Source organism: Spirosoma humi (assembly GCF_054776575.1).
This window is the reverse complement of record NZ_BAAHBR010000002.1, coordinates 42,391-63,529: the sequence shown is the minus strand read 5'-3', so window position 1 is coordinate 63,529 and position 21,139 is coordinate 42,391. Positions and strand designations below refer to the sequence as shown.

Here is a 21,139-nt window from a genome sequence, read left to right as displayed (position 1 = left end):
CACCCCCGATTAGTAACCAAAAGACAAGCTGTCTTTCAGCTGTCCATTTTGCTTCTTATGTCTATTTTCTAACCAATACAAAAACCATCCCCAGCAACATTATCAAAATCAATACGTTCGCTACTGACCGAATAAGTACCGGTACGCTAACGGGTTGCCGAGTGCTGTCCATTCGGTCAATGCCAGCGTAAATCGAATTGACCAGCGGTGCCCCCGGAACAGTTTCGCCGTTCGTAACCACTGAACTACCGGCCACGGCCGCGTTCGTTGCAACGCCCGATCCGCTGCCCCCCACCTGAAGCTGTAACTGCGGCCGAAGCGTATCATAACGCCCCGTTTGCGGGTCGAAATAAATCCACTGAAAATAATTCGCCAACGAAACCGGCCCATTCTGGTGCGGCACAATGTAATACGTAAACGTTTTCCGACCCGTTATTTCATTGCCGCCATGCGTAATTGTGTGCTTTGCTTCTGGCGGAAAGACATCTATTTCGGATCGCCCACTCAGTAATGCAGGTTCTGGTAAAGTGGCTATATTACCCTTTCCTGAAACAGAAAACGTATAGCGTACACTCTTTCCAGCCACTACACGCTGCCGCTCCAAGGATTCTTCCAGCCGAAACGTTCCCACCGGTACGCGGCCTCGCAAGGGATGAGTCGGCAACGACTTAACGCTGATCGTAAGAGGCCGACTGGTAAAAACGGCCGTTTCGGGTTGGGAGGCTGGCGGACCAATAACCGGCCGACGGTTTAGTTGAAGCGACACCGCAGGAATACGCAACGATTGATTGGACAATGGAAAGAATACCGACTGAAAAATCCGGTACTCTCTAAACTTCTTTTTACGGATGACAACCGGAATCGGCTTCAGGTCATTGATCGGCATGTTTTCCTCCCAGGAATTGGCCGGACGAATCTTTTTAACGATTGCCTGTAGCTGTTTATCGAGCGCCTGAAAGCTAAGTTCGTAGGGATAATTGTCAGCGACAAAAAACGACAACGTCAGTCCTACCTCAGCACCGGTATAGATAGCTTGTCTGGATGCCCGAAGTGACAAAAATGCCGCTCCTTCGGGTACTACCGCTATGGTATTGAGTGTTGCACTACCCGGTACTGACAAATTTGCCGATGCCTGGACAAGTAGAGTCGCTCCTTCCGACCGTACTGTTTCACCATTTACCATAATTGAAAAGGGAGGCAGTCGGAAACGGCCGGGTGATTTTGCCAGGTAATTCTGCGTAATAACCTGACTAATAGTCGTTTTTCCGCCTGATTCGATTGGCGTTACACTGGTCGATGTGCCTTTTTTGAGAAAACCCGCGATGTCAGGAAACGTAACTGTGGCACGCGTTTCGCTGTTCGGAATGATGAGCGAAATGGTAAAGGGCCGTTCAATCGGAAAAGTTGTTACGCCTAATTCAATAGATGACAGATTATCAATAGATTGCCCAAATCCCGAGAAGAGGAAACAAAAAAATAATACAACAACTTTTCGGAATATTACAAGAAACATTATTAATTTTGAGCAACAATGTATGAAATCAGCCGTTACGAATTAAGGTATCAAAGATAAGAATGAACTGTCCAACCTCCCTTACTATCCTAGCTTCTTCAACCGAAAATATGTTACCCTATGCTTTCCATGCTTGAGTATATCAAAACGATCCTTCAGAAGGTCAGTTTTGATAAAAATCTTTTTGATAAAGAGCTGGCTAAAGCCATCAAAATGCTCATTCCAAAAGAGGTAAAGCAACTTAAACGCTGGTGTTACGTCCAGTTTGGCAAAATGTATCGTGCTGTTTTAAATCGTCGTTTCGCTCGGGTACGGTTCACCTGACGGTGTTCCTGTTTTCGCAAACACAAATCCCCCGGCTTGCAAGCCGGGGGATTTGTGTTTTACGGGGATTATATAAAAGCTGCGCCTACATTGAAAACGGCATTACAAGCTTACTTTCTGGCGCATCTCCGGAATCTCGATGTGCTGAAATCCAGCTGCCTGCAAATGCTCTTTCCAGATCAATTGCTTTTCATAGTCGCCGTGCACGAGAAATAACGATTTAACCTTGGCCGCATCCTGGCAACTCAGGAAGTGAAGCATCTCCCGATAATCGCCATGTGCCGAGAAGGAGTCCATAATGGCAACCTGAGCAACAACGGCATACCGCTCGCCGAAAATGGTCACTTCTTTGTCGCCCCGCTTCAGGGCACCACCTAAGCTGTTAGGAGAGGCATACCCAACGAGCAGAATGGTTGTATTGGCCTTGCCGATGTTGTTCTTGATGTGATGCTTGATCCGGCCAGCTTCGGCCATACCCGACGGCGCAATAATGATACAGGGCTCCTTCAGATCATTGATCGCCTTCGATTCCTCGACATCGGTAACGTAGTGCAAATTGGGAAACTGAAAGGCGTCACCATCTTTCTTGATATATGCCAGAATATCGGGATTGAAATCTTCCTCATGATCGCGCATAACATCCGTAGCTTTTACCGACATCGGGCTATCGATGTAAACGGGTAATTTCGGCAATCGTCCTTCGCTCGATAACTGATCAAGCGCGTAAATCAACTCCTGCGTCCGGTCGACGGCGAAAGCCGGAATGATCAGTTTCCCCCGCCCTTCTACGCAGGTTTGCTGCACAATACGCAGTAAATGGGCTTTCATGTCAGGCTCGGCTTCGTGAAGTCGGTCGCCGTAAGTCGATTCGCAGATGATGTAATCAGCCTGGGGAAACGGCTGGGGCGAACGCAGAATTTTATCGTCGGGACGACCAATGTCGCCACTAAAGAATAGTTTTTTCTCCACCTCTCCTTCCCGGATCGTCAGGCTGACCGATGCACTCCCGAGCAGATGCCCTGCATCGGTCAATAGAGCCGTCACCCCATCGCAAATAACAAAGGGTTTGTCATAATCGACAGCCTGCATCTGATCAAGTGCCTTTTTTACATCATCTTCATCGTATAAAGGCTCAATTGCGGCCTGCCCCCGCCGGGTACGTCGCTGGTTGACCCGCTCAAGATCGCGCTCCTGAATTCGGGCGCTGTCCATGAGCATCACCTCACAGAGGTCAATTGTGGATGAAGTCGTGTAAATTGGTCCCTGAAACCCCTGCCGTACCAATCGGGGAATCAGCCCGGTATGGTCGATATGGGCGTGCGAAAGCACCATATAGTCGACCTGTGCCGGATCAAAGCCAAACTGCTGGTTAAGCTCGTCGGTATCAATACCCTGAAATAACCCGCAATCGAGCAGAATCTGTGTACCGCTGGTGGTGGTAATCAGGTGCTTACTGCCCGTTACCGTTCGGGCTGCACCAAAGAATTGAATGGTCATTTTCTACGTAAGGTTTCGTTGGTCAAGGAATGCAGGCATTCTTCTCTGAGACCGAAGGATACCGAGAAGTAACACACTGTATGGCAATGTTCGGATTACTAATGAGCTATGTACGCGGTATCATCAACCGGTTGTGGCAATACCGTCTGATGAAAACCCTTCTCGTGGCGCTATTGATTTTTTTCGGCCTGGATTTTTTCTTTCCCATCCGGAACCGCGTTCCCTACTCAACCATCATTACGGCCCGTGATGGCTCTATTCTACACGCCTTTCTGAGCCGCGACGACAAATGGCGAATGTATGCCGAGCTGGACGAAATTACGCCCGCTCTTCGCAACGCCATCCTGTTCAAAGAAGATAAATATTTCTGGTACCATCCGGGTGTCAATCCTATAGCGATGATCCGGGCCGCTGCCCGAAACATACTCACAGGCCGACGCACGTCAGGTGCCTCGACCATTACCATGCAAACCGTTCGGCTGCTCGAACCACGCGAACGCACCTATGCCAGCAAGTTTGTCGAGCTATTCAGAGCCCTGCAACTTGAACTCCATTACTCGAAGGACGAGATTCTGCAGTTGTACCTGAATCTGATTCCATACGGCGGCAATATCGAAGGGCTCAAATCGGCGTCATTGCTGTATTTTGGCAAAGCACCGGCCTTGCTGAGCCTGGCCGAACTGACAACGCTGACCATTATTCCAAACCGGCCATCGAGCTTACGATTGGGCATACATAACGCGCTTGTCGTGCAGGAGCGAAACCGCTGGCTGCGCCGTTTCCGAACGAGCCACCTTTTTGGTGAAACCACCATCGCCGACGCCCTGAACGAACCCCTTACGGCTTACCGGCGGGAAGCACCCCAACTGGCTCCGCACTTGTCGCGTCGGCTGCGCCGGGAAAACCCCAATGTACCCATTGTTCATTCAGTTCTTGCGCCAGCGATCCAGTCGACGACTGAGCGGCTGGTCCAGCAGTATGCCAAACGTATTCGAGCCTACAATATCCACAATTCGGCCGTGTTAATTGTGGATAACCAATCTCGTGAAGTCGTTGCCTATGTCGGCTCAGCCGATTTTGGTAATGCGTTCGACGGCGGACAGGTCGATGGTGTCCGGGCAGTCCGGTCGCCGGGTAGTGCCCTAAAACCATTGCTATATGGCTTGGCGTTCGATGCGGGCATCATTACGCCCAAAACAAAACTGGCTGACGTGCCTACCAACTTCGGCGGCTACGAACCCGACAACTACGACCGACGATTCAACGGCCCCGTTACGGCAGAATTTGCACTGGCCAACTCACTCAACATTCCGGCGGTTGCTTTATTGAAGGAAATAGGCACTCCGACGCTTGTTTCAACGCTCCAGAAAGCGGGTTTTTCAGCCATTCGGAAACAGGCAAAAGCCCTGGGCCTGTCCATGATTCTGGGCGGCTGTGGCGTTACGCTGGAAGAGATAACTCGCTTGTATACGGGTCTGGCGAATGCGGGCCGGGTAAGTCCTCTGCAGTTCAGCTCGTCGGAACACCGAACGGAGCCAACTCCTCTCCTCTCCCCCGAAGCCGCCTATCTTGTTACGCATACGCTTACCCAAATTACCCGCCCTGACTTACCGAACAATTTCGACAATAGCTATCACCTGCCACGGATCGCCTGGAAAACCGGCACCTCATACGGTCGGCGCGACGCCTGGAGCATTGGGTACAATCAGCGGTACACGGTTGGGGTTTGGGTTGGCAATTTTTCGGGTGTGGGAGTGGCTGAGCTGAGTGGAGCCAACACAGCGACGCCGTTACTGTTTCAGCTTTTTAATGTGCTGGATTATAATTCACCGGCGGGTTGGTTCAAGGTGCCGAAAGCAGCCTTCAAACTAAGCAGCCGACTTATTTGCCCCGAATCGGGCGACGTTCCAGGGGAGTTCTGTCTGAATCCGGTAACCGACTATTGCATCATGGGCGTTTCCCGGTATCGGCGATGCCAGCACCGGACAGCCGTTTTCACCAACGGCGCCAGTACACTTTCTTACTGCGCTCACTGCCTGCCCGATTCTGGCGCCGTTCGTCGGGATTATCCAAATCTATCCCCCGAGATCAGGGCGTTTTACCAGAGCCAAAATATCCCGGTTGAAGCCGTCCCGCCCCATAATCCAGCTTGTGAACGCGTGTTTGGCAGTCAGAATGCCGGTCAGGCGGGACCCGTAATCACAAGTTTGAATGACGGAAGCGAGTACTTCATTAATCCCAAACAACAAACCGAGTTAGAACTGGCCTGTCAGGCTCCGACGGGTGTACAAACGGTATTCTGGTATTTGAACGACAAACTATACCGTCGGGCAAAACCAACGGAAGCCGTCTTTTTCAAACCACGACCCGGGCAGCTAAAAGTTTCCTGCGCCGACGACCGGGGACAGAGCCGGGATATTCGGGTGATTATCAAAAATGAGTAACGGTCTACCGATTTTGCTTTTCCATAATTTATGGACACTTTCCCCGCAAAAAGTTAATTAACTACGCAATGAACTACGCTTTCTTTCTGCTGATTAGCCTCTTGTTTACGACTACCGCTTCGGCGCAACAGCCAACAACGTCACAGGACCCTACGGCGCTTGGCCATATGTTCTTCAAAGCTTTGCTCGATGAAGACAGCAAGACACTAGAGCGGGTCATTTCGAGCGACCTGGATGTCATCAGCTTCGATGGGCAGTCCGTAGACGGCGACTTACTGGTACAGGGTGTGAGTGACGGAGCGATCATTATCGAAACAGGCACCGTTTCGGATGAGGTCACGCGCGAGTACAATAACGACTCGGCAGTGATGACCGGCAACTGGAAATCGAAGGGCAACATTCAGGGCCAGGCCTTTGACAGTAGCGTTACGTTTTCGGTGATGATCGCCAAACAAGCGGGCATCTGGAAAATCGTCAATGTACAGTTTACGCCCACGCGCTAGTCACCGTTCAGTAAGTGAAACCCTAAAATTCAGCCCATTCACTAATCCTGAATGGGCATTTTCGTCTATCTTCGGCACCTCACAACCACCGTTCATGCAAACCTTACCCTACCTTCGCAACGTCCTCATCATTAGCCTGCTATTTTCTCTTCTCTCCCAATGTTCGCGCTTACCGTTCAGCGACGTCTCAGTTGTCGGGCGCAACTTCGACGACGAAGTTCAGCAGACCCAGAATTTGACCTTTACGTTCAACAAAAACGTCGGTCCGACCAGTCAGTTTGGTGATTGGGACTCAACACAGTATATACGCTTTATTCCGGCTGTACGGGGGAAGTTCAAATGGACGGCTCCCAACGAACTGGTGTTCTCGCCCACCCTTGCCTTTGATCCTGCCACGGACTACCGGGCCGAGCTGACCACCGATTTACTGAAGAATTCTGACAAAAAAGACCTGACTGTTTCGGGCGAAGCCATTGCCTTTCATACCCCGTATCTGCAACTGACGGGCGTCGAAAACTGGTGGGCGCGCGCTCGGGAAACGGGGCAGCCCGTTGCCAAAACCCGCCTGAATTTCAACTATCCGGTTTCGGCCGCAAACGTAGTTGAAAAAGTAGCCGTTTCGTCGGACGAAAAACCGCTCACGGTATTAAGCACACCAAACGATGCGCAAAATTCGATTGGCTTAACGCTCACGAATGCGCCCGCCCTGAAAAACGAGCAGCCCCTGTCCATAAAACTAAGTAAAGGGATAAAGGTGCCAAACACAGCCTTCGTTAGCAAAGAGGCCATCGAAGAAACCAGTACACTACCATCCCGCTACAAGGTTGAAATCGCCGATGTACAAACAAGTTTCGACAATAATACGGGTGTCGTCAAGATCATTACGACGCAGGAATTACAGGCCGGGGAACTTAGTCAGTACTACACCATTCAGCCACAGGTTGAAACAACGGCTGAACTAACGGAGAATGGCTTCGTGATCCGCGGACATTTCACCGAGACAGACACCTATGTCCTAACACTGACCGACCAGATCCGGGGCGTTTTGGGAACAAAACTGGAGGAGCCGACAACCCGTGATCTGTTTTTTGGGAAAATGCCCGCCAGCATTCAGTTTGCCAATAAGAAAGCCCTATACCTATCGTCGAAAGGCGCCCGGAATATTGGCCTTAGCATCGTTAATGTCCCCAAAGTACAGGTCAAGATTGCGAAAGTATATGAGAATAACATCCTGAATTATTTACGCGCAAACCGGTACGAAGAGTATAAAGAAAAAGCCAACGGGGAGTGGGGGCCATCCGGATCGTTTACTTACAGCGACGATGACGCGGGCGACCTAAGTGATGTGCTCGTCAACAAAACCGTCGAAACCGCCGATTTGCCCAAAGTAAGGGGCGTGTCGGCGTTAAATCTGGCCCTGCCCGACTATAATACTACCTTTCGGGAGCATCCCTTACGAGGTGTCTATCTCGTCTCCGTATCATCGAAGAACGAAGCCTATTTGCAGGCGAGCCAGCTCGTGTCGGTATCTGACATTGGGTTGGTAGCGCGCCATACAAACGACGAAGTACTGGTTTGGGCCAACTCGATCCGAACCGGCGAACCCTTGCAGAGCGTTGAGATCACCCTGATCAGCAGCAACAACCAATCGGTATATACACTGAAAACGGATGGCACGGGCTTCGTCAGATTCGAGAAGGTAAGCGAGAAGGCCCCTGGCTTCAAGATCGCTCTCATAACGGCCAGCATTACCAATACGGCGGCTGTAAGGCTATCGGATCAGGACGATTTCAACTTTCTGTTTTTGCCCGATACACAAGTCGAAACATCCCGGTTTGAGGTCGACGGCAAGCGGGATAATGAATCCGGTTTCGATGCGTTTGTGTACGGTGACCGTAACATTTACCGCCCCGGCGAAACGATACACATCAATACCATTATCCGGTCGCAGAGCTGGCAAAGCGTAGGCGAAGTACCCGTACTGGTCCGCCTTCTGGCCCCCAATGGCCGTGAAGTTCGGATATTCCGCAAAACGACCAATGCGCAGGGTGCCGTGGCTACTGATGTACTACTCGATCCGGCGGCCGTGACCGGCACGTATACCGTTGAGGTATTGAATGCCAACAATATCCTGCTGACATCGGAGCCAATCAGCGTCGAAGAGTTTGTGCCCGATCGGATCAAGGTAGATGTGACGATGGATCGACAGGTTGACCCAGCTATACCCGCGATCTACAAATCGGGGCAAACGGTCACGCTTTCGCTCACAGCAATGAATTTATTCGGCCCACCCGCATCCGACCGGGCTTACGAAGTGGAGCTGCAACTGAAACGGAAGGCGTTTGCGCCCAAAGGTTTCGGCGACTATGATTTTAGCATCGCCAACGGCCTGTCGCCAACAAATGGTGAAGCCAAAACCGATGTATTTCCAAAAGAGGTACGCCAGGGCCGAACGAATGCCAGCGGGCAGGCAAGCGAAAAATTCCCAATCTCAGCACTTTATCAGGACATTGGCTTGCTGGAAGGCAAACTCTTCGTCACGGTCTTTGATGAAAATGGTCGCCCAGTCAATCGGCTTCGGCGGCTGAACGTTCTGACGCAGGATACTTTTTTTGGCGTACGGATACCCAACAGTTACGTTGCCACCAACACCCCTCTCGCGGCCGATCTGGTTGCCCTTGATCCGGCTGGCCAGATACGTTCGGCGGCTTCGGCACTAGTTGAGGTTGTCCGCTACGAGTACCAGACAGTGATCGAAAAAGAAGGTAATGGAGATCAATCCCGCATCAAATACACGACCAAACGCCGGGAGAAACAGGTGTACGCCAACACGTTACTGTTCAAATCCGGGAAAGCGGCATTCCGGTATGTTCCAACGGTTTCCGGCGAATATGAAATTCGCGTTCGTCGGCCGGGCGCAGTGGCAGCGGCTTACGCGACCACCCGTTTTTATGCCTATGGCTTTGGGAGTACTTCGGCTTCATCGTTCGATGTCAGTCAGGAAGGTCAGGTGCTCATGACGCTCGACAAACCCGCCTACCAGACCGGCGACAAAGCAAAAGTACTTTTCAAAGCTCCCTTCGATGGCAAGCTACTGGTAACCGTGGAGCGCAACCGCGTGCTTGAACAACACTGGCTTACCACCAACAACAAATCGGCGGAGTGGAGCTTTTCGGTGGGAACGGATCATCTGCCCAATGTGTACGTCACGGCTACGCTTATCCGGTCCATTGATGGCACAAACCTTCCCCTCACGGTGGCACACGGGTTTGCCCCGGTTTCGGTACAGGACCCAGATACAAAGCTTCCCGTAACCCTCACCACCGTTGGACAATCCCGCTCGAAAACGAAGCAGACTATTCGAATCAAAACGGCGGCTAACGCCCAGGTAACGGTGGCCGTTGTCGACGAGGGTATTTTGCAATTAAAAAACTTTAAAACGCCGGATCCACATGGCTTTTTTTACCAGAAACGTGCCCTGGAGGTAGATAGCCATGACTTGTATGCCCTGCTTTATCCCGAACTTTCGCTAAAGTCAAGATCGAGTGTTGGGGGCGATGGCTATGACCTGGAACGGCGGGTTAATCCGCTCAGCAATGGGCGTGTTCGTCTGGTGGCGCTATGGAGTGGCATTCTGGAAACCGGCTCTGATGGTGAAGCCGAATTTGCGATAGACATTCCGCAGTTTTCGGGCGATTTGCGTGTCATGGCCGTTGCTTATAAGAACAACGCCTTCGGATCGGCCAATACCAACATGAAAGTAGCGGACCCCATCGTTATCAGCACCGGCGTCCCCCGTTTTTTAACGCCCGGCGATAACCTGGAGTTGCCCGTCAACCTTATCAACACCACCAAACAGGCGGTTACGGTCACTGCCGGTCTAATGCTGACAGGTCCATTGGTAGCCGATAGTGTGCGTATGCAGAAACTAACCATTCAACCGGGTCGGGAAAGTCGCGCTCTGTTTCGCATTTCGGCCAAACAGGCAATCGGAGCCGGAGCCATTACCGTAACGGTCAAGAGCCTTAACGAAACCTTTACGGAGAAAACGGACGTTACGGTTCGCCCGGCGGCCTCGTTGCAAAAAACTACGCTAGCGGGTGCCGTCGCTGCCGGATCGACCCAAACACTCCAGTTGGCCAATGGCTTTCTGCCCGGAACCGCTCAGGCAAGCCTGACGCTGAGCCGGTCACCGGTTGCACAGTATGGCCGGGAACTATCCTACCTGCTGGGTTACCCACACGGCTGCCTGGAACAGACCCTTTCCAAAGCTTTTCCGCAACTGTACTTTGCGGATTTATCCAAACAGCTATCGGCCAACACATACTTCGTTCGGGCAGGCGACAGCGATTTGAATCCGACCTCCAACGTCCGGCAGGCAATTCAGAAAGTCGAGGGGCTTCAAATACAGAACGGCGGGTTTAGTATGTGGCCTGGCATGGTCGTAGATGGTTCAACGACAGGTTCAACCGTCGACCCCTGGGTTACGGCCTATGCCGTGCATTTTCTGGCCGAAGCCCAGGAAGCGGGCTACGAAGTGCGCTCATCGGTGCTAAGTTCAGCCATCGACTATCTGACAACCCTTACCAACAGCCCCGCCACCGAAAATGCGGTTACAGTGCGTGAAGGTCAGTCGAGCCGAACCGTAAGTCAGGTAACAAGTCGCACCAGTGTCTACGCACTTTATGCGCTTGCGGTAGCGGGTAAGCCCAATCGGTCGGCCATGAACTATTACAAGCAGAATGTAGCCTCGTTGACACCAGATAGTCGCTATCTGCTGGCGTCGGCCTTCTTCCGTATTGGCGACACCCGCAGCTACGCGGCTCTCCTACCGAAGCGGTTCTCGGATACTACCACGGGGCGGCAAACGGGCGGGAGTTATGCATCGCCTTTACGAAACTTAGCCCTCGTCCTCGACGCCCTTGTAGATACCGACCGCGATAATATCCAGATTCCAGTTCTAGCCCGACAGTTAGCCAATACCCTCAAACAGAGCATCTACCTTAACACGCAGGAAGCTGCGTTCTCTTTCTTGGCACTCGGTAAACTGGCGCGCCAAACAGCTGGCAGTACAGCCACCGCCACCTTGACAGCCGCCGGAAAACCACTTGGCACGATGAGCACCGCGTTACTGAACATAAAACGGGTTCCGACCAACGTGCCCCTTAGCCTGAGTGCCAAAGGCTCCGGTAACGTCTATTATTTTGCGCAGAGCGAAGGCGTACCGGCAAACGGCAGAATCAGCGAGGAAGACAATGGTTTACGGGTTCGGCGACAATACCTTAGCCGCGACGGGAAACCAATTAATGCGATTCGTCAGAATGATCTGGTTGTCGTAAAAATTACGTTGACCAGTATGAATGGCCTGAATGTTGAAAACGTGGTGGTAACCGATTTGCTACCCGCCGGACTGGAAGTGGAAAACCCACGCCTTACCGGAGCACCGGGACGCGATGCCGGGGATATGACCTGGATTGGCAAGTCAGCGACCGGCGCGCTGGACCGTCCTTCACATTTTGATCTGCGCGACGACCGGATCAATTTTTACACGACAGCCACCGGTGCCGAACGAACATTTTATTACCTGGCACGCGCCGTGTCGAAAGGGCGCTTTGTGGTGGGTCCGGTTTCGGCCGATGCTATGTACAATGCTGAGTATCGTAGTTACAATGGGGCGGGAACTATACTCATTCGCTAGCGGGCATTTAGACAGACTAATTCCTAACATTTACTCTGTGTCGTTGTTATATCAGACAAAAACAGCGTTGACACATCGTCTGGCTGATTTTAAAGATATACTCAACACAATGATACTAACGTTATGAAACGCAAAACATGGGTAGTAGGTGCTCTTTTAGTGGCAATGGCAGGTTTATCCTCCTGCGCGTCAACGGAGCGACTGATTTACGGAAATAATGAGAATAGCCGGGAAGACATTGTTCAACGGGATTCAAGAAGCCAACAGCGTCCGAAAGCCCGCCGGAGCTACGACGACGATGAAGGGGGTATCTTCAGCCGTCGAAACAGAGATCGGGACGATGACCGCATGAGCCGGAACGACTCACGTGGTTCGCAGGAAAATAGCTCGTACCGGAATCCGTATCGGTCAGATGATCGGATGGGTTACCGCAGTGATAACTCAGACGGCCCAAACCGGATGTCTGGTAGCGATTCGTACAACAATCCATATAGCAGCCGCTCGTATGATCGGCAGGATTCGTACAATGACCGGGACCGCGACTACAACGATCGTTCATATAGCCGGCGCGATTCCTATAATGATCGCTATGATGACCGGTCATCGAACGACCGCTACGACAATCGGAACTCCCGCGATTCGTACAATGATCGCTACGACGACCGGTCAAGCAATAACCGCAATGATGATCGGTACGATGACCGACGCAGTTCTTACAATGACCGCTCATCGAACGACCGCTACGATAGCCGTAATTTCCGCGACTCAGACAACGGCCGGTCGGATAACTACCGGAATGATAACCGTAATTATGACCGTCAGAACGATGATCGTTACTCGTCGAACGATCGGAATGATAACCGCCGGAATGACGACCGTATGCGGGATGGACGCGACAACGACCGGGATTACCGGAACATGAACGACGACCGTCGGAATGATAATCGGGATAATCGCCGGGATGACGACCGCAATGATCAAACTAATGATCGCAACAGCCGCCAGGATAACTATCGCTCCGACGATCGTAACTCAAACTCGTCCAACGACCGCGACAGCCGTCGTAATTCCGATAATCGCGACGACCGAAACAACGGCGACAGCCGGGACAACAACCGCAACAGTGGTCAGTCCAACGACCAGAGTTCGGACCGCGACAAGCGTGATTTGACAGATCGTATTTCGGAGCAGATGGACAAAGTTGACAAGCAACTTGACGATGCGAAAGCCGAAGTAAAAAACGAAAGCAAGAGGGATCGCCGGAAACGCGAAGATCGCGTGAAAGACCTCGAAGACAAACGTCGTCAATTAGCTGATTCGTACTATAAAGTGCAGCGCTCGAGTTCTGACGATTTCGATAAAGTGAAGAAAGAGACGTCTAAAATGATCGACGACCTAGGCAAGGATCTTGACAAAGCCGCCGAGAAGTTAGAGAAAAACAAGTAATTGATTAAGATTGTACAGGAAGGGCTGGTTCGATGAATCAGCCCTTTTTTCGTAAGCGACTGAAACGATACGGTACATACCACGTCAGAGACCTATCTTTGCGTTATGGCACTCATTAAATCTGTTCGGGGAAACCACCCCCAATTCGGCGAAAACTGCTGGTATGCCGACAACGCAACGATCGTTGGCGAGGTTATCATGGGGCGCGACTGCACAGTCTGGTTCAACGCGGTTGTGCGGGGGGATGTCAACAGCATTACGATTGGCGACCGAACCAATATTCAGGATGGGGCGGTGATTCACTGCACCTATCAACGGCACAAAACCGTTATTGGCAACAGTGTATCGATTGCCCATAATGCCGTCGTTCATGGCTGCACCGTTGAGGATAATGTGCTGATTGGCATGGGCGCCATTGTGATGGACGGGGCAGTTATTGGTACGGGCAGCATCATTGCCGCCGGTGCCATTGTTACTCAGCATACTGTTGTTCCGCCCGGCACTATTTACGCGGGCAATCCGGCCCGATTCCTGAAAGCGGTTTCGCCCGAGCAGGCCGAGGTGTTCAGCAGAACGGCCAATAACTATGTCATGTACGCAGGCTGGTTCAAGGAATAGCGCATGGACGATTTTCTCATTTATCTCCGCTTAGGCTTCGACCATATTACGGATCCCAGCGGTTACGACCATATTTTATTTGTTGTCGCACTATGTGCCATTTACACCGTTCGGGAATGGCGTCAGGTGCTTATACTAGTTACGGCTTTCACCATTGGCCACTCTATCACACTGGCGCTGGCAACGCTTCAGCTCATTCATTACAAAACGGCCCTGATCGAGCTACTCATTCCAATTACCATTCTGATTACCGCCATTATTAACTTTTCCTTTCAGGAATCCAGATCGAGATCGTCAATCACACCACCAACATATCGCTCCGGGCGATATATTCTTGCCCTAGCCTTCGGACTGATTCATGGCATGGGGTTCTCCAACTACCTGCGAAGTCTGCTCGGCCACGAAGCTGCTATTGTTAAACCACTGCTGGCGTTTAATATTGGCCTGGAATTGGGCCAGTTGGTTATTGTAAGCCTCATTCTCGGGCTGGCCTTTATCCTTATTGATATACTCAAACGCAGCCGTTTACGCTGGACACTCGTCGTATCGGGCCTTGTTGCAGGCATGGCGTTATCACTGATTATCAATAATGAGTATCTACGCGAATTGATGAAGTGAAGAGAAACATAAAGCATCTCCGCTCATCATATTCAAAAACCGCACAATCTCTTTTTTTCGTACTTTTACCTCTCTTATCAACAACTACAATCTAACTTATGCAAAAGATAGTTTTGCTGGTGGCGAGTTTGGCCATTCCGCTAGGATTGGTGCAGGCGCAAGCCCCAACACAGCATGCTAACACACGCTTCGAGCAGCTCGGCCCCATTCTACCCACGCCGAATACCTTCCGAACAGCATCGGGCGCCCCCGGAAAAGATTACTTCCAGAACCGCGCCGATTATGATATAAAGGCTACGCTCGACGATACAAAACAGAAAATCACGGGATCGGAAACCATCACCTACCATAATAATTCAGGCGATGCGCTTCCTTTTTTATGGTTGCAGCTGGATCAGAATTTGTTCCGGCCCGATGCTACTGGCAATGTCGCCAAGACCAGCAGTATCAACCCCGAACAGGGCTCTTCGCTGCGGCAGATAGATCCCAGCGCAGCACTGGTCGGAAAAGATTATGGGCACAAAATCACCTCCGTTCGTGACCAGGCCGGCAAAGCCCTGAAATACACGATCAATCAAACCATGATGCGGGTCGACCTGCCACAGGCTGTAGCACCGGGTAAGACTGTGACCTTTTCTATTGACTGGAATTTCAACATCATCGACGCTAAAAACGTTGGCGGCCGGTCGGGGTACGAATTCTTCCCGAAAGATGGTAACTACGTGTATGAAATTGCGCAGTGGTTTCCGCGCCTTTGCGCGTATAATGACGTAAATGGCTGGCAGAACAAGCAGTTTCTGGGTCAGGGTGAGTTCACCCTCATTTTCGGCAATTACAAAGTAGCTCTGACCGTTCCCAACGATCACGTTGTTGGTGCAACCGGCGAGTTACAAAACCCGGCTCAAGTACTGACCGCTACCCAGCAGAAACGCTGGAACGAAGCAAAAGGCAAAGGCGATAAACCCGGCGAAAATCCAACGCTCATTGTGACACAGGCCGAAGCGGAAGCCGCCGAAAAAGGCAAGCCAACGGGCACGAAAACCTGGATTTATAAAGCCGATAACGTTCGCGATTTTGCGTTTTCGAGCAGCCGTAAATTTATCTGGGATGCCTTGAACCCAACAATTGAGGGAAAAAAGGTCTGGGCGATGTCGCTCTATCCCAAAGAAGCAAATCCGCTTTGGGGCCAATATTCCACCCGGCTCGTCGCGCATACGTTACGGTCCTATTCTCGCCGGACAATCGGTTACCCATATCCGGTTGCTTATTCCGTTCATGGTCCCGTTGGTGGCATGGAATACCCGATGATGTGCTTCAACGGAGCTCGGCCTGAAGAAGACGGTACGTATTCGCAAGGCACCAAAAACTTCCTGATTCTGGTAGTCATTCACGAAGTAGGACACAATTTCTTCCCGATGATCGTTAATTCCGACGAACGGCAATGGTCGTGGATGGATGAAGGCCTGAATAGTTTTCTGGAAGGATTGGCCTGTCTGGAGTGGGATGCCAACTTCCCGGCGCGGGGTATCGAGCCCCAGTCTATCGTTCCGTACATGCAGCTCGATTCGACCAAGCAAATGCCCATTATGAGTAGCTCGGACAACATTCTGCCGGGTACTTTTGGGCCAAACGCCTACAGTAAACCAGCAACGGCCCTGAATATTCTGCGTGAAACGGTGATGGGTCGTGAACTGTTCGACTATGCCTTCAAAGAGTACGCTCGCCGGTGGGCGTTCAAATCGCCCGAACCAGCCGACTTTTTCCGAACAATGGAAGATGCTTCAGGCGTTGACCTGGATTGGTTCTGGAAAGGCTGGTTCTACGGCGTACAGCCCGTTGATCAGTCGCTGGTAAAGGTGGATTGGTTTCAGCCAAATTCACAAAACCCGGAAGTAACGAAAGCCGAAGCCCGCGCTGCCGCGCAGAAACGAGCGAATACGATCAGCAAGCAGCGGGATGCGCTGAGCAAAGATCAGACGGTGGTGGCGCAGGATAGCACGATGAAAGACTTTTACAATCGCTACGATCCATACGCTGTTACCGACGAAGACCGCAAAAAATACCAGGACTATCTGGCCACACTATCGGCCGAAGAGCGGGCTATGGCCGAAGCAGGGACAAACTTTTACACGCTGTCGCTGAAAAATAAAGGGGGTATCCCCATGCCGGTGATTGTCCGGATGGAATTTGAAGATGGGACGGATTCCGTAGCCCGTTTCCCAGCCGAAATCTGGCGCTTCAATGACGTGTCGATCAAAAAAGTGATTGCTACCAACAAGAAAGTGAAGCAATGGACACTCGACCCCTTCTACGAGATAGCGGATATAAACACCGAAGACAACACCTTTCCACCGGTTTCGCAGCCAACTCGTTTCCAGCTATTTAAGCAACAGCAGCGGGGAGGTGGTACTGCGCCAAATCCAATGCAACAACAGCGGCAGCAGTCACCGGCGAAACAAGGCACTGGTCGAAACTAACGAATCTTAACTTTCAATAAACTATGAGAAAACTCGTGTTGATGGCTGGCCTAGCCTTTTGGTCGGCCGCTTCGATGGCACAGGCACCCACGGCCCCTACGCAAAACGCCAACAATCGTTTTGAGCAGCTCGGTCCGATTCTGCCTACGCCGAATACCTTCCGAACAGCCTCCGGTGCTCCTGGCAAGGATTATTTTCAGAACCGCGCCGACTATGATATCAAAGTCGAACTTGACGACGCGAATCAGAAAATCATCGGTACCGAAACGGTTACGTACCATAACAATTCGACGGACGAATTACCGTTCATCTGGCTTCAGCTCGACCAGAATCTGTTCGCTAAAGGTTCTACGGGAAGCATGACCCGGACCGGGGGCGTCAACGAAAGCGGTATGAGTTTCGCACAACTGCAAAACCTGACGTCGGTACGTGAACGCAGCAGCCAGCAGGCTTCCGACAAATACGGCTACAAAATTGTCTCCGTAAAAGATGCCAAGTCGGGTACGGCCTTGAAGTACACAATCAACCAAACCATGATGCGGGTTGATCTGCCGGCAGCTATCAAGCCGGGTGGGAGCTATTCGTTCAATGTTGACTGGAATTACTTTGTCACGGAATACTACGGACGTAGTGGCATGGAGTTTTTTGCCAAAGATGGCAACTATAACTACTTCATTGCTCACTGGTTCCCACGTTTGTGCGCGTATAACGATGTTAATGGCTGGCAGAACAAGCAGTTTCTGGGTCAGGGGGAGTTTACCCTCATCTTCGGCAATTACAAAGTAGCGATCACGGCGCCCGCTGATCACATTGTTGGTGCTACCGGCGAATGCCAGAACTATAAGCAGGTACTTTCGGCTACGCAACAGAAGCGCTTGGCACAGGCATCTACATCGAAGAAACCAGTCGTTATCGTAACGCAGGAGGAAGCAGAGGCCGCTTTGAAAACCAAGCCCGGCGATAAAGTAAGCAAGAAAACGTGGGTATTTGACGCAAAAAATGTACGTGACTTTGCCTTTGCCAGTAGCCGCCGGTTTATCTGGGACGCCATGCAGACGGATGTTTATGGCGACGGTCGTAAAATCTGGTCGATGTCGTACTATGCGAAAGAGGGCAATCCACTTTGGGGGCAATACTCAACCCGTGTGGTTGAGCATACACTGAAATCGTACGGTAACCGGACCATTAAATACCCTTACCCGGTAGCAATCTCCTGCCACGCCACGGCTGGCGGTGGTATGGAATACCCCATGATTTCCTTCAACGGCGGTCGACCAGAAGCGGACGGTACTTACTCTGAGCAGACCAAGGCGGGTATGATCGGGGTTATTATCCACGAAGTGGGTCACAACTTCTTCCCCATGATTGTCAACTCCGACGAACGTCAGTGGACCTGGATGGACGAAGGGCTAAACACATTTTGCCAATATCTGGCTGAAAAAGAATGGGACTATAACTTTCCCAGCCGCCGGGGAGAACCCCAGTACATTGTCGATTATATGAAGTCAGACAAATCGGTACTGTCTCCAATCATGACATCGTCCGACAACGTCATTGGCCTTGGGCCAAATGCCTACGCCAAACCCGCAACAGCCCTGAATATTCTGCGCGAAACGGTAATGGGTCGTGAGTTGTTCGACTACGCTTTCAAAGAGTACGCTCGCCGATGGGCATTTAAATCACCCGAGCCGGCTGATTTCTTCCGCACGCTGGAAGATGCCTCCGGGGTTGATCTGGATTGGTTTTGGAAAGGCTGGTTTTACGGCGTTGAGCCGGTCGATCAGGATCTGGTCGAAGTAGATTGGTTCCAGGTTGATTCGGGTAATCCAGAAGTAACGAAAGCCGCAGCCCGTGCCGAAGCAAAACGTCGCGCTGGTACCATCAGCAAGCAGCGGGATGCGGCTACACAGGCCGAAACGGTTGTTGCGAAAGACTCTACCATGAAGGATTTTTACAACAACTACGACCCTTACACGGTCACTGACGCGGATAAGAAAAAATACCAGGACTATCTGTCGTCTTTAAGCGCCGACGAGCGCAAAACGCTTGAAACGAATGCGGCTACGAATTTCTATACGCTGTCGCTGAAAAACAAAGGGGGCTTACCCATGCCAGTGATCATTCGTATGCAGTTTGAAGACGGCACTGACTCGGTAGCTCGTTTCCCGGCCGAAATCTGGCGCTTCAACGATGTGTCGATCAAAAAAGTGATTGCAACACCCAAGAAAGTGACCCAGTGGATTCTTGATCCTTATCAGGAAATCGCGGATATAGATATAGAAAATAACGCATTCCCACGGATGGCCCAACCCACCCGGTTCCAGCTGTTTAAGCAACAACAGCGGGGAGGTGGTGCAGCCCCTAATCCAATGCAGCAGCAGAAACGGGCGACTCAGCCGCCAGCCGCCCAGGGAAGTAGCAAGAATTAAGTAAGCGTGTAGGATGAGCGATGAAGTGTATAAATATTCGTTATTCTTCATTGTTCATTCTACACTCTTCACTACCTTTGCGAACCGATTCGGGATGTAGCGCAGTCCGGTAGCGTGCTTGCATGGGGTGCAAGAGGTCGTGGGTTCGAATCCCGCCTTCCCGACAGTAGTTTGAGAGAGATGCAACCATTGCATCTCTCTTTTTTTTGCCCTTTCAATAGGATTCCCCTGCGTGTTATGCCTCTCCCAAGGGGTCGAGAGTCTGCTGTTTTCTTAAGACACGCAAATAAATTTCAACTCTTTTTATGGAATTAAGAAGGCTGCAGCATCTATCCTAAGAGAATTAAAAAGCTGTTTTGAAAAGCGCCTTTCAATAATCTTAACAATTATTTTATGACCTACGCTCCGCCCTAACCCGTTATGAATAAGGCCTCCGAACATTTTTTTTTCGGTGCGATGGTTGAGAAACAAGACGTTAGGTAGCCGTTGCCAAAGGCAGGCATTCGGTTAAGAAGTGAGTTCTATCCAACAATATGTTGCTGGACTGCAATTAAGGAGAAACAATAGACTTTAAGAATTGTGTGGTTATTGGCAGAAAACACATATTTTTGTGGAGGTTTGAAGGCATTTCCTTTAAAAATTTAGATGCACAAACCGAAAGAGTCTAAATTTTTCACTTTTTTTACCGGGTAAACCAACTTTTAATATTTAACCCTACAGTCCAGTTCCAATGAAAACACAAACTCCTTCTCCAGCACCCGCCAAAGCAGCGGCACCAAAAAAGAAGTCAGGTGGTCTTAACCCCGCGTTCGTAATTCCGGTATTGTTGCTGATCGGTATCCTGACGTACATGTTCGTCTTCGGTGATGGCAGCCACTTCCAGGAAGGCGACAATACGAAAGAACCACTTCCAGGTGACTACTTCGGTACGGTTTACAAGGGAGGCTTTATCGTACCAATTTTATTTACCTGTTTTCTAACGGTACTGGTATTCTCGATTGAGCGTTTCATCACCATCGGCCGCGCAAACGGTTCGGGTTCTATCGATGATTTCGTTCGGAAAATCAAAAGCCAGCTTGATCGTAATGAAGTTGCCGCTGCTATCCAGGAGTGCGACCGTCAGAAAGGTTCGATCGGTAACGTTGTGAAAACAGCCCTTGTTAAGTATCAGCAGTTAGCTACCGACACGCAGTTGGATAAAGAGCAGAAACTGGTAGCTCTGCAGAAAGAAGTAGAAGAAGCGACGACACTTGAGTTGCCAATGCTGGAAAAAAACCTGACCATCATTGCTACGCTGGCTTCGGTTTCGACACTGATCGCCCTGCTAGGAACGGTACTTGGTATGATTCGCGCTTTCGCAGCCATGGGTGCTACAGGACAGCCTGATACAGGAGCGCTCTCAACGGGTATCTCTGAAGCCCTTGTAAACACGGCTCTGGGTATCGGTACAGCCGCTATCGCTACGATCATGTATAGCTACTTTACGAGCCGTATCGATGTACTGACGTACAACATCGACGAAATCGGCCTGAGCATTCAGCAGAATTTTGCCGCTCATTATTAAAATTTAAG

Annotated in this window: 12 protein-coding genes and 1 tRNA gene; 11 read left to right on the top strand and 2 right to left on the bottom strand. The window is 50.9% G+C overall.

Translation table 11 applies throughout. From position 1 onward, the window contains the following. Positions 1-61: 61 nt before the first annotated feature. Positions 62-1,513 (bottom strand): BatD family protein, encoded by a 1,452-nt coding sequence (locus tag ACYU8Y_RS02120; protein ID WP_460933709.1) that lies wholly within the window; start codon positions 1,511-1,513, stop codon positions 62-64. A gap of 120 nt (positions 1,514-1,633) precedes the next feature. On the opposite strand from ACYU8Y_RS02120, the gene ACYU8Y_RS02115 reads away from it, so the two are divergent. Then, positions 1,634-1,837, top strand: coding sequence for a hypothetical protein (locus tag ACYU8Y_RS02115; protein ID WP_046578814.1), 204 nt, complete (start codon positions 1,634-1,636; stop codon positions 1,835-1,837). 102 nt (positions 1,838-1,939) lie between these two features. On the opposite strand, the gene ACYU8Y_RS02110 is transcribed toward ACYU8Y_RS02115, so the two are convergent. Beyond that, positions 1,940-3,334, bottom strand: coding sequence for an MBL fold metallo-hydrolase (locus ACYU8Y_RS02110; protein WP_460933707.1), 1,395 nt, complete (start codon positions 3,332-3,334; stop codon positions 1,940-1,942). Between the two features lie 101 nt (positions 3,335-3,435). Here ACYU8Y_RS02110 and pbpC point away from each other — a divergent pair, with 101 nt between their 5' ends. The 10 genes from pbpC (at position 3,436) to ACYU8Y_RS02060 (ending at position 21,131) form a co-directional block, all read left to right on the top strand. Then, positions 3,436-5,778, top strand: coding sequence for a penicillin-binding protein 1C (gene pbpC, locus ACYU8Y_RS02105; protein ID WP_460933705.1), 2,343 nt, complete (start codon positions 3,436-3,438; stop codon positions 5,776-5,778). A gap of 68 nt (positions 5,779-5,846) precedes the next feature. Beyond that, positions 5,847-6,281 carry a nuclear transport factor 2 family protein gene (locus tag ACYU8Y_RS02100; RefSeq protein ID WP_460933703.1) on the top strand — a complete coding sequence of 145 codons (435 nt, stop codon included), beginning with the start codon at positions 5,847-5,849 and terminating at the stop codon, positions 6,279-6,281. A gap of 94 nt (positions 6,282-6,375) precedes the next feature. Beyond that, positions 6,376-11,979: an alpha-2-macroglobulin family protein gene (locus tag ACYU8Y_RS02095; RefSeq protein ID WP_460933701.1), complete on the top strand. Its 5,604-nt coding sequence runs from the start codon at positions 6,376-6,378 to the stop codon at positions 11,977-11,979. A gap of 123 nt (positions 11,980-12,102) precedes the next feature. Further along, positions 12,103-13,425, top strand: a complete 1,323-nt coding sequence (locus tag ACYU8Y_RS02090; protein WP_460933699.1) for a hypothetical protein — start codon at positions 12,103-12,105, stop codon at positions 13,423-13,425. A gap of 105 nt (positions 13,426-13,530) precedes the next feature. Beyond that, complete coding sequence (locus tag ACYU8Y_RS02085) at positions 13,531-14,043, top strand: gamma carbonic anhydrase family protein (RefSeq protein WP_460933697.1); 513 nt, start codon at positions 13,531-13,533, stop codon at positions 14,041-14,043. A 3-nt stretch (positions 14,044-14,046) separates the two neighbouring features. After that, a complete protein-coding gene (locus ACYU8Y_RS02080) occupies positions 14,047-14,661 on the top strand; it encodes a HupE/UreJ family protein (RefSeq protein ID WP_460933695.1) in 615 nt (204 codons plus the stop codon). Between the two features lie 98 nt (positions 14,662-14,759). Next, positions 14,760-17,138 carry a M1 family metallopeptidase gene (locus tag ACYU8Y_RS02075; RefSeq protein ID WP_460933693.1) on the top strand — a complete coding sequence of 793 codons (2,379 nt, stop codon included), beginning with the start codon at positions 14,760-14,762 and terminating at the stop codon, positions 17,136-17,138. A gap of 23 nt (positions 17,139-17,161) precedes the next feature. Next, positions 17,162-19,567, top strand: a complete 2,406-nt coding sequence (locus ACYU8Y_RS02070) for a M1 family metallopeptidase (protein WP_460933691.1) — start codon at positions 17,162-17,164, stop codon at positions 19,565-19,567. A 90-nt stretch (positions 19,568-19,657) separates the two neighbouring features. Then, positions 19,658-19,731, top strand: a tRNA-Pro gene (locus tag ACYU8Y_RS02065). Positions 19,732-20,297: 566 nt separating this feature from the next. Beyond that, positions 20,298-21,131, top strand: coding sequence for a MotA/TolQ/ExbB proton channel family protein (locus ACYU8Y_RS02060; protein ID WP_460933689.1), 834 nt, complete (start codon positions 20,298-20,300; stop codon positions 21,129-21,131). Positions 21,132-21,139 lie beyond the last annotated feature (8 nt).

Coding starts and splice junctions, on each gene's coding strand:
- ACYU8Y_RS02100 (WP_460933703.1), top strand. CDS start 5,847: ATGAACTACGCTTTCTTTCTGCTGATTAGCCTCTTGTTTACGACTACC.
- ACYU8Y_RS02095 (WP_460933701.1), top strand. CDS start 6,376: ATGCAAACCTTACCCTACCTTCGCAACGTCCTCATCATTAGCCTGCTA.
- ACYU8Y_RS02120 (WP_460933709.1), bottom strand. CDS start 1,513: ATGTTTCTTGTAATATTCCGAAAAGTTGTTGTATTATTTTTTTGTTTC.
- ACYU8Y_RS02080 (WP_460933695.1), top strand. CDS start 14,047: ATGGACGATTTTCTCATTTATCTCCGCTTAGGCTTCGACCATATTACG.
- ACYU8Y_RS02110 (WP_460933707.1), bottom strand. CDS start 3,334: ATGACCATTCAATTCTTTGGTGCAGCCCGAACGGTAACGGGCAGTAAG.
- ACYU8Y_RS02085 (WP_460933697.1), top strand. CDS start 13,531: ATGGCACTCATTAAATCTGTTCGGGGAAACCACCCCCAATTCGGCGAA.
- ACYU8Y_RS02060 (WP_460933689.1), top strand. CDS start 20,298: ATGAAAACACAAACTCCTTCTCCAGCACCCGCCAAAGCAGCGGCACCA.
- ACYU8Y_RS02070 (WP_460933691.1), top strand. CDS start 17,162: ATGAGAAAACTCGTGTTGATGGCTGGCCTAGCCTTTTGGTCGGCCGCT.
- ACYU8Y_RS02090 (WP_460933699.1), top strand. CDS start 12,103: ATGAAACGCAAAACATGGGTAGTAGGTGCTCTTTTAGTGGCAATGGCA.
- ACYU8Y_RS02075 (WP_460933693.1), top strand. CDS start 14,760: ATGCAAAAGATAGTTTTGCTGGTGGCGAGTTTGGCCATTCCGCTAGGA.
- pbpC (WP_460933705.1), top strand. CDS start 3,436: ATGAGCTATGTACGCGGTATCATCAACCGGTTGTGGCAATACCGTCTG.
- ACYU8Y_RS02115 (WP_046578814.1), top strand. CDS start 1,634: ATGCTTTCCATGCTTGAGTATATCAAAACGATCCTTCAGAAGGTCAGT.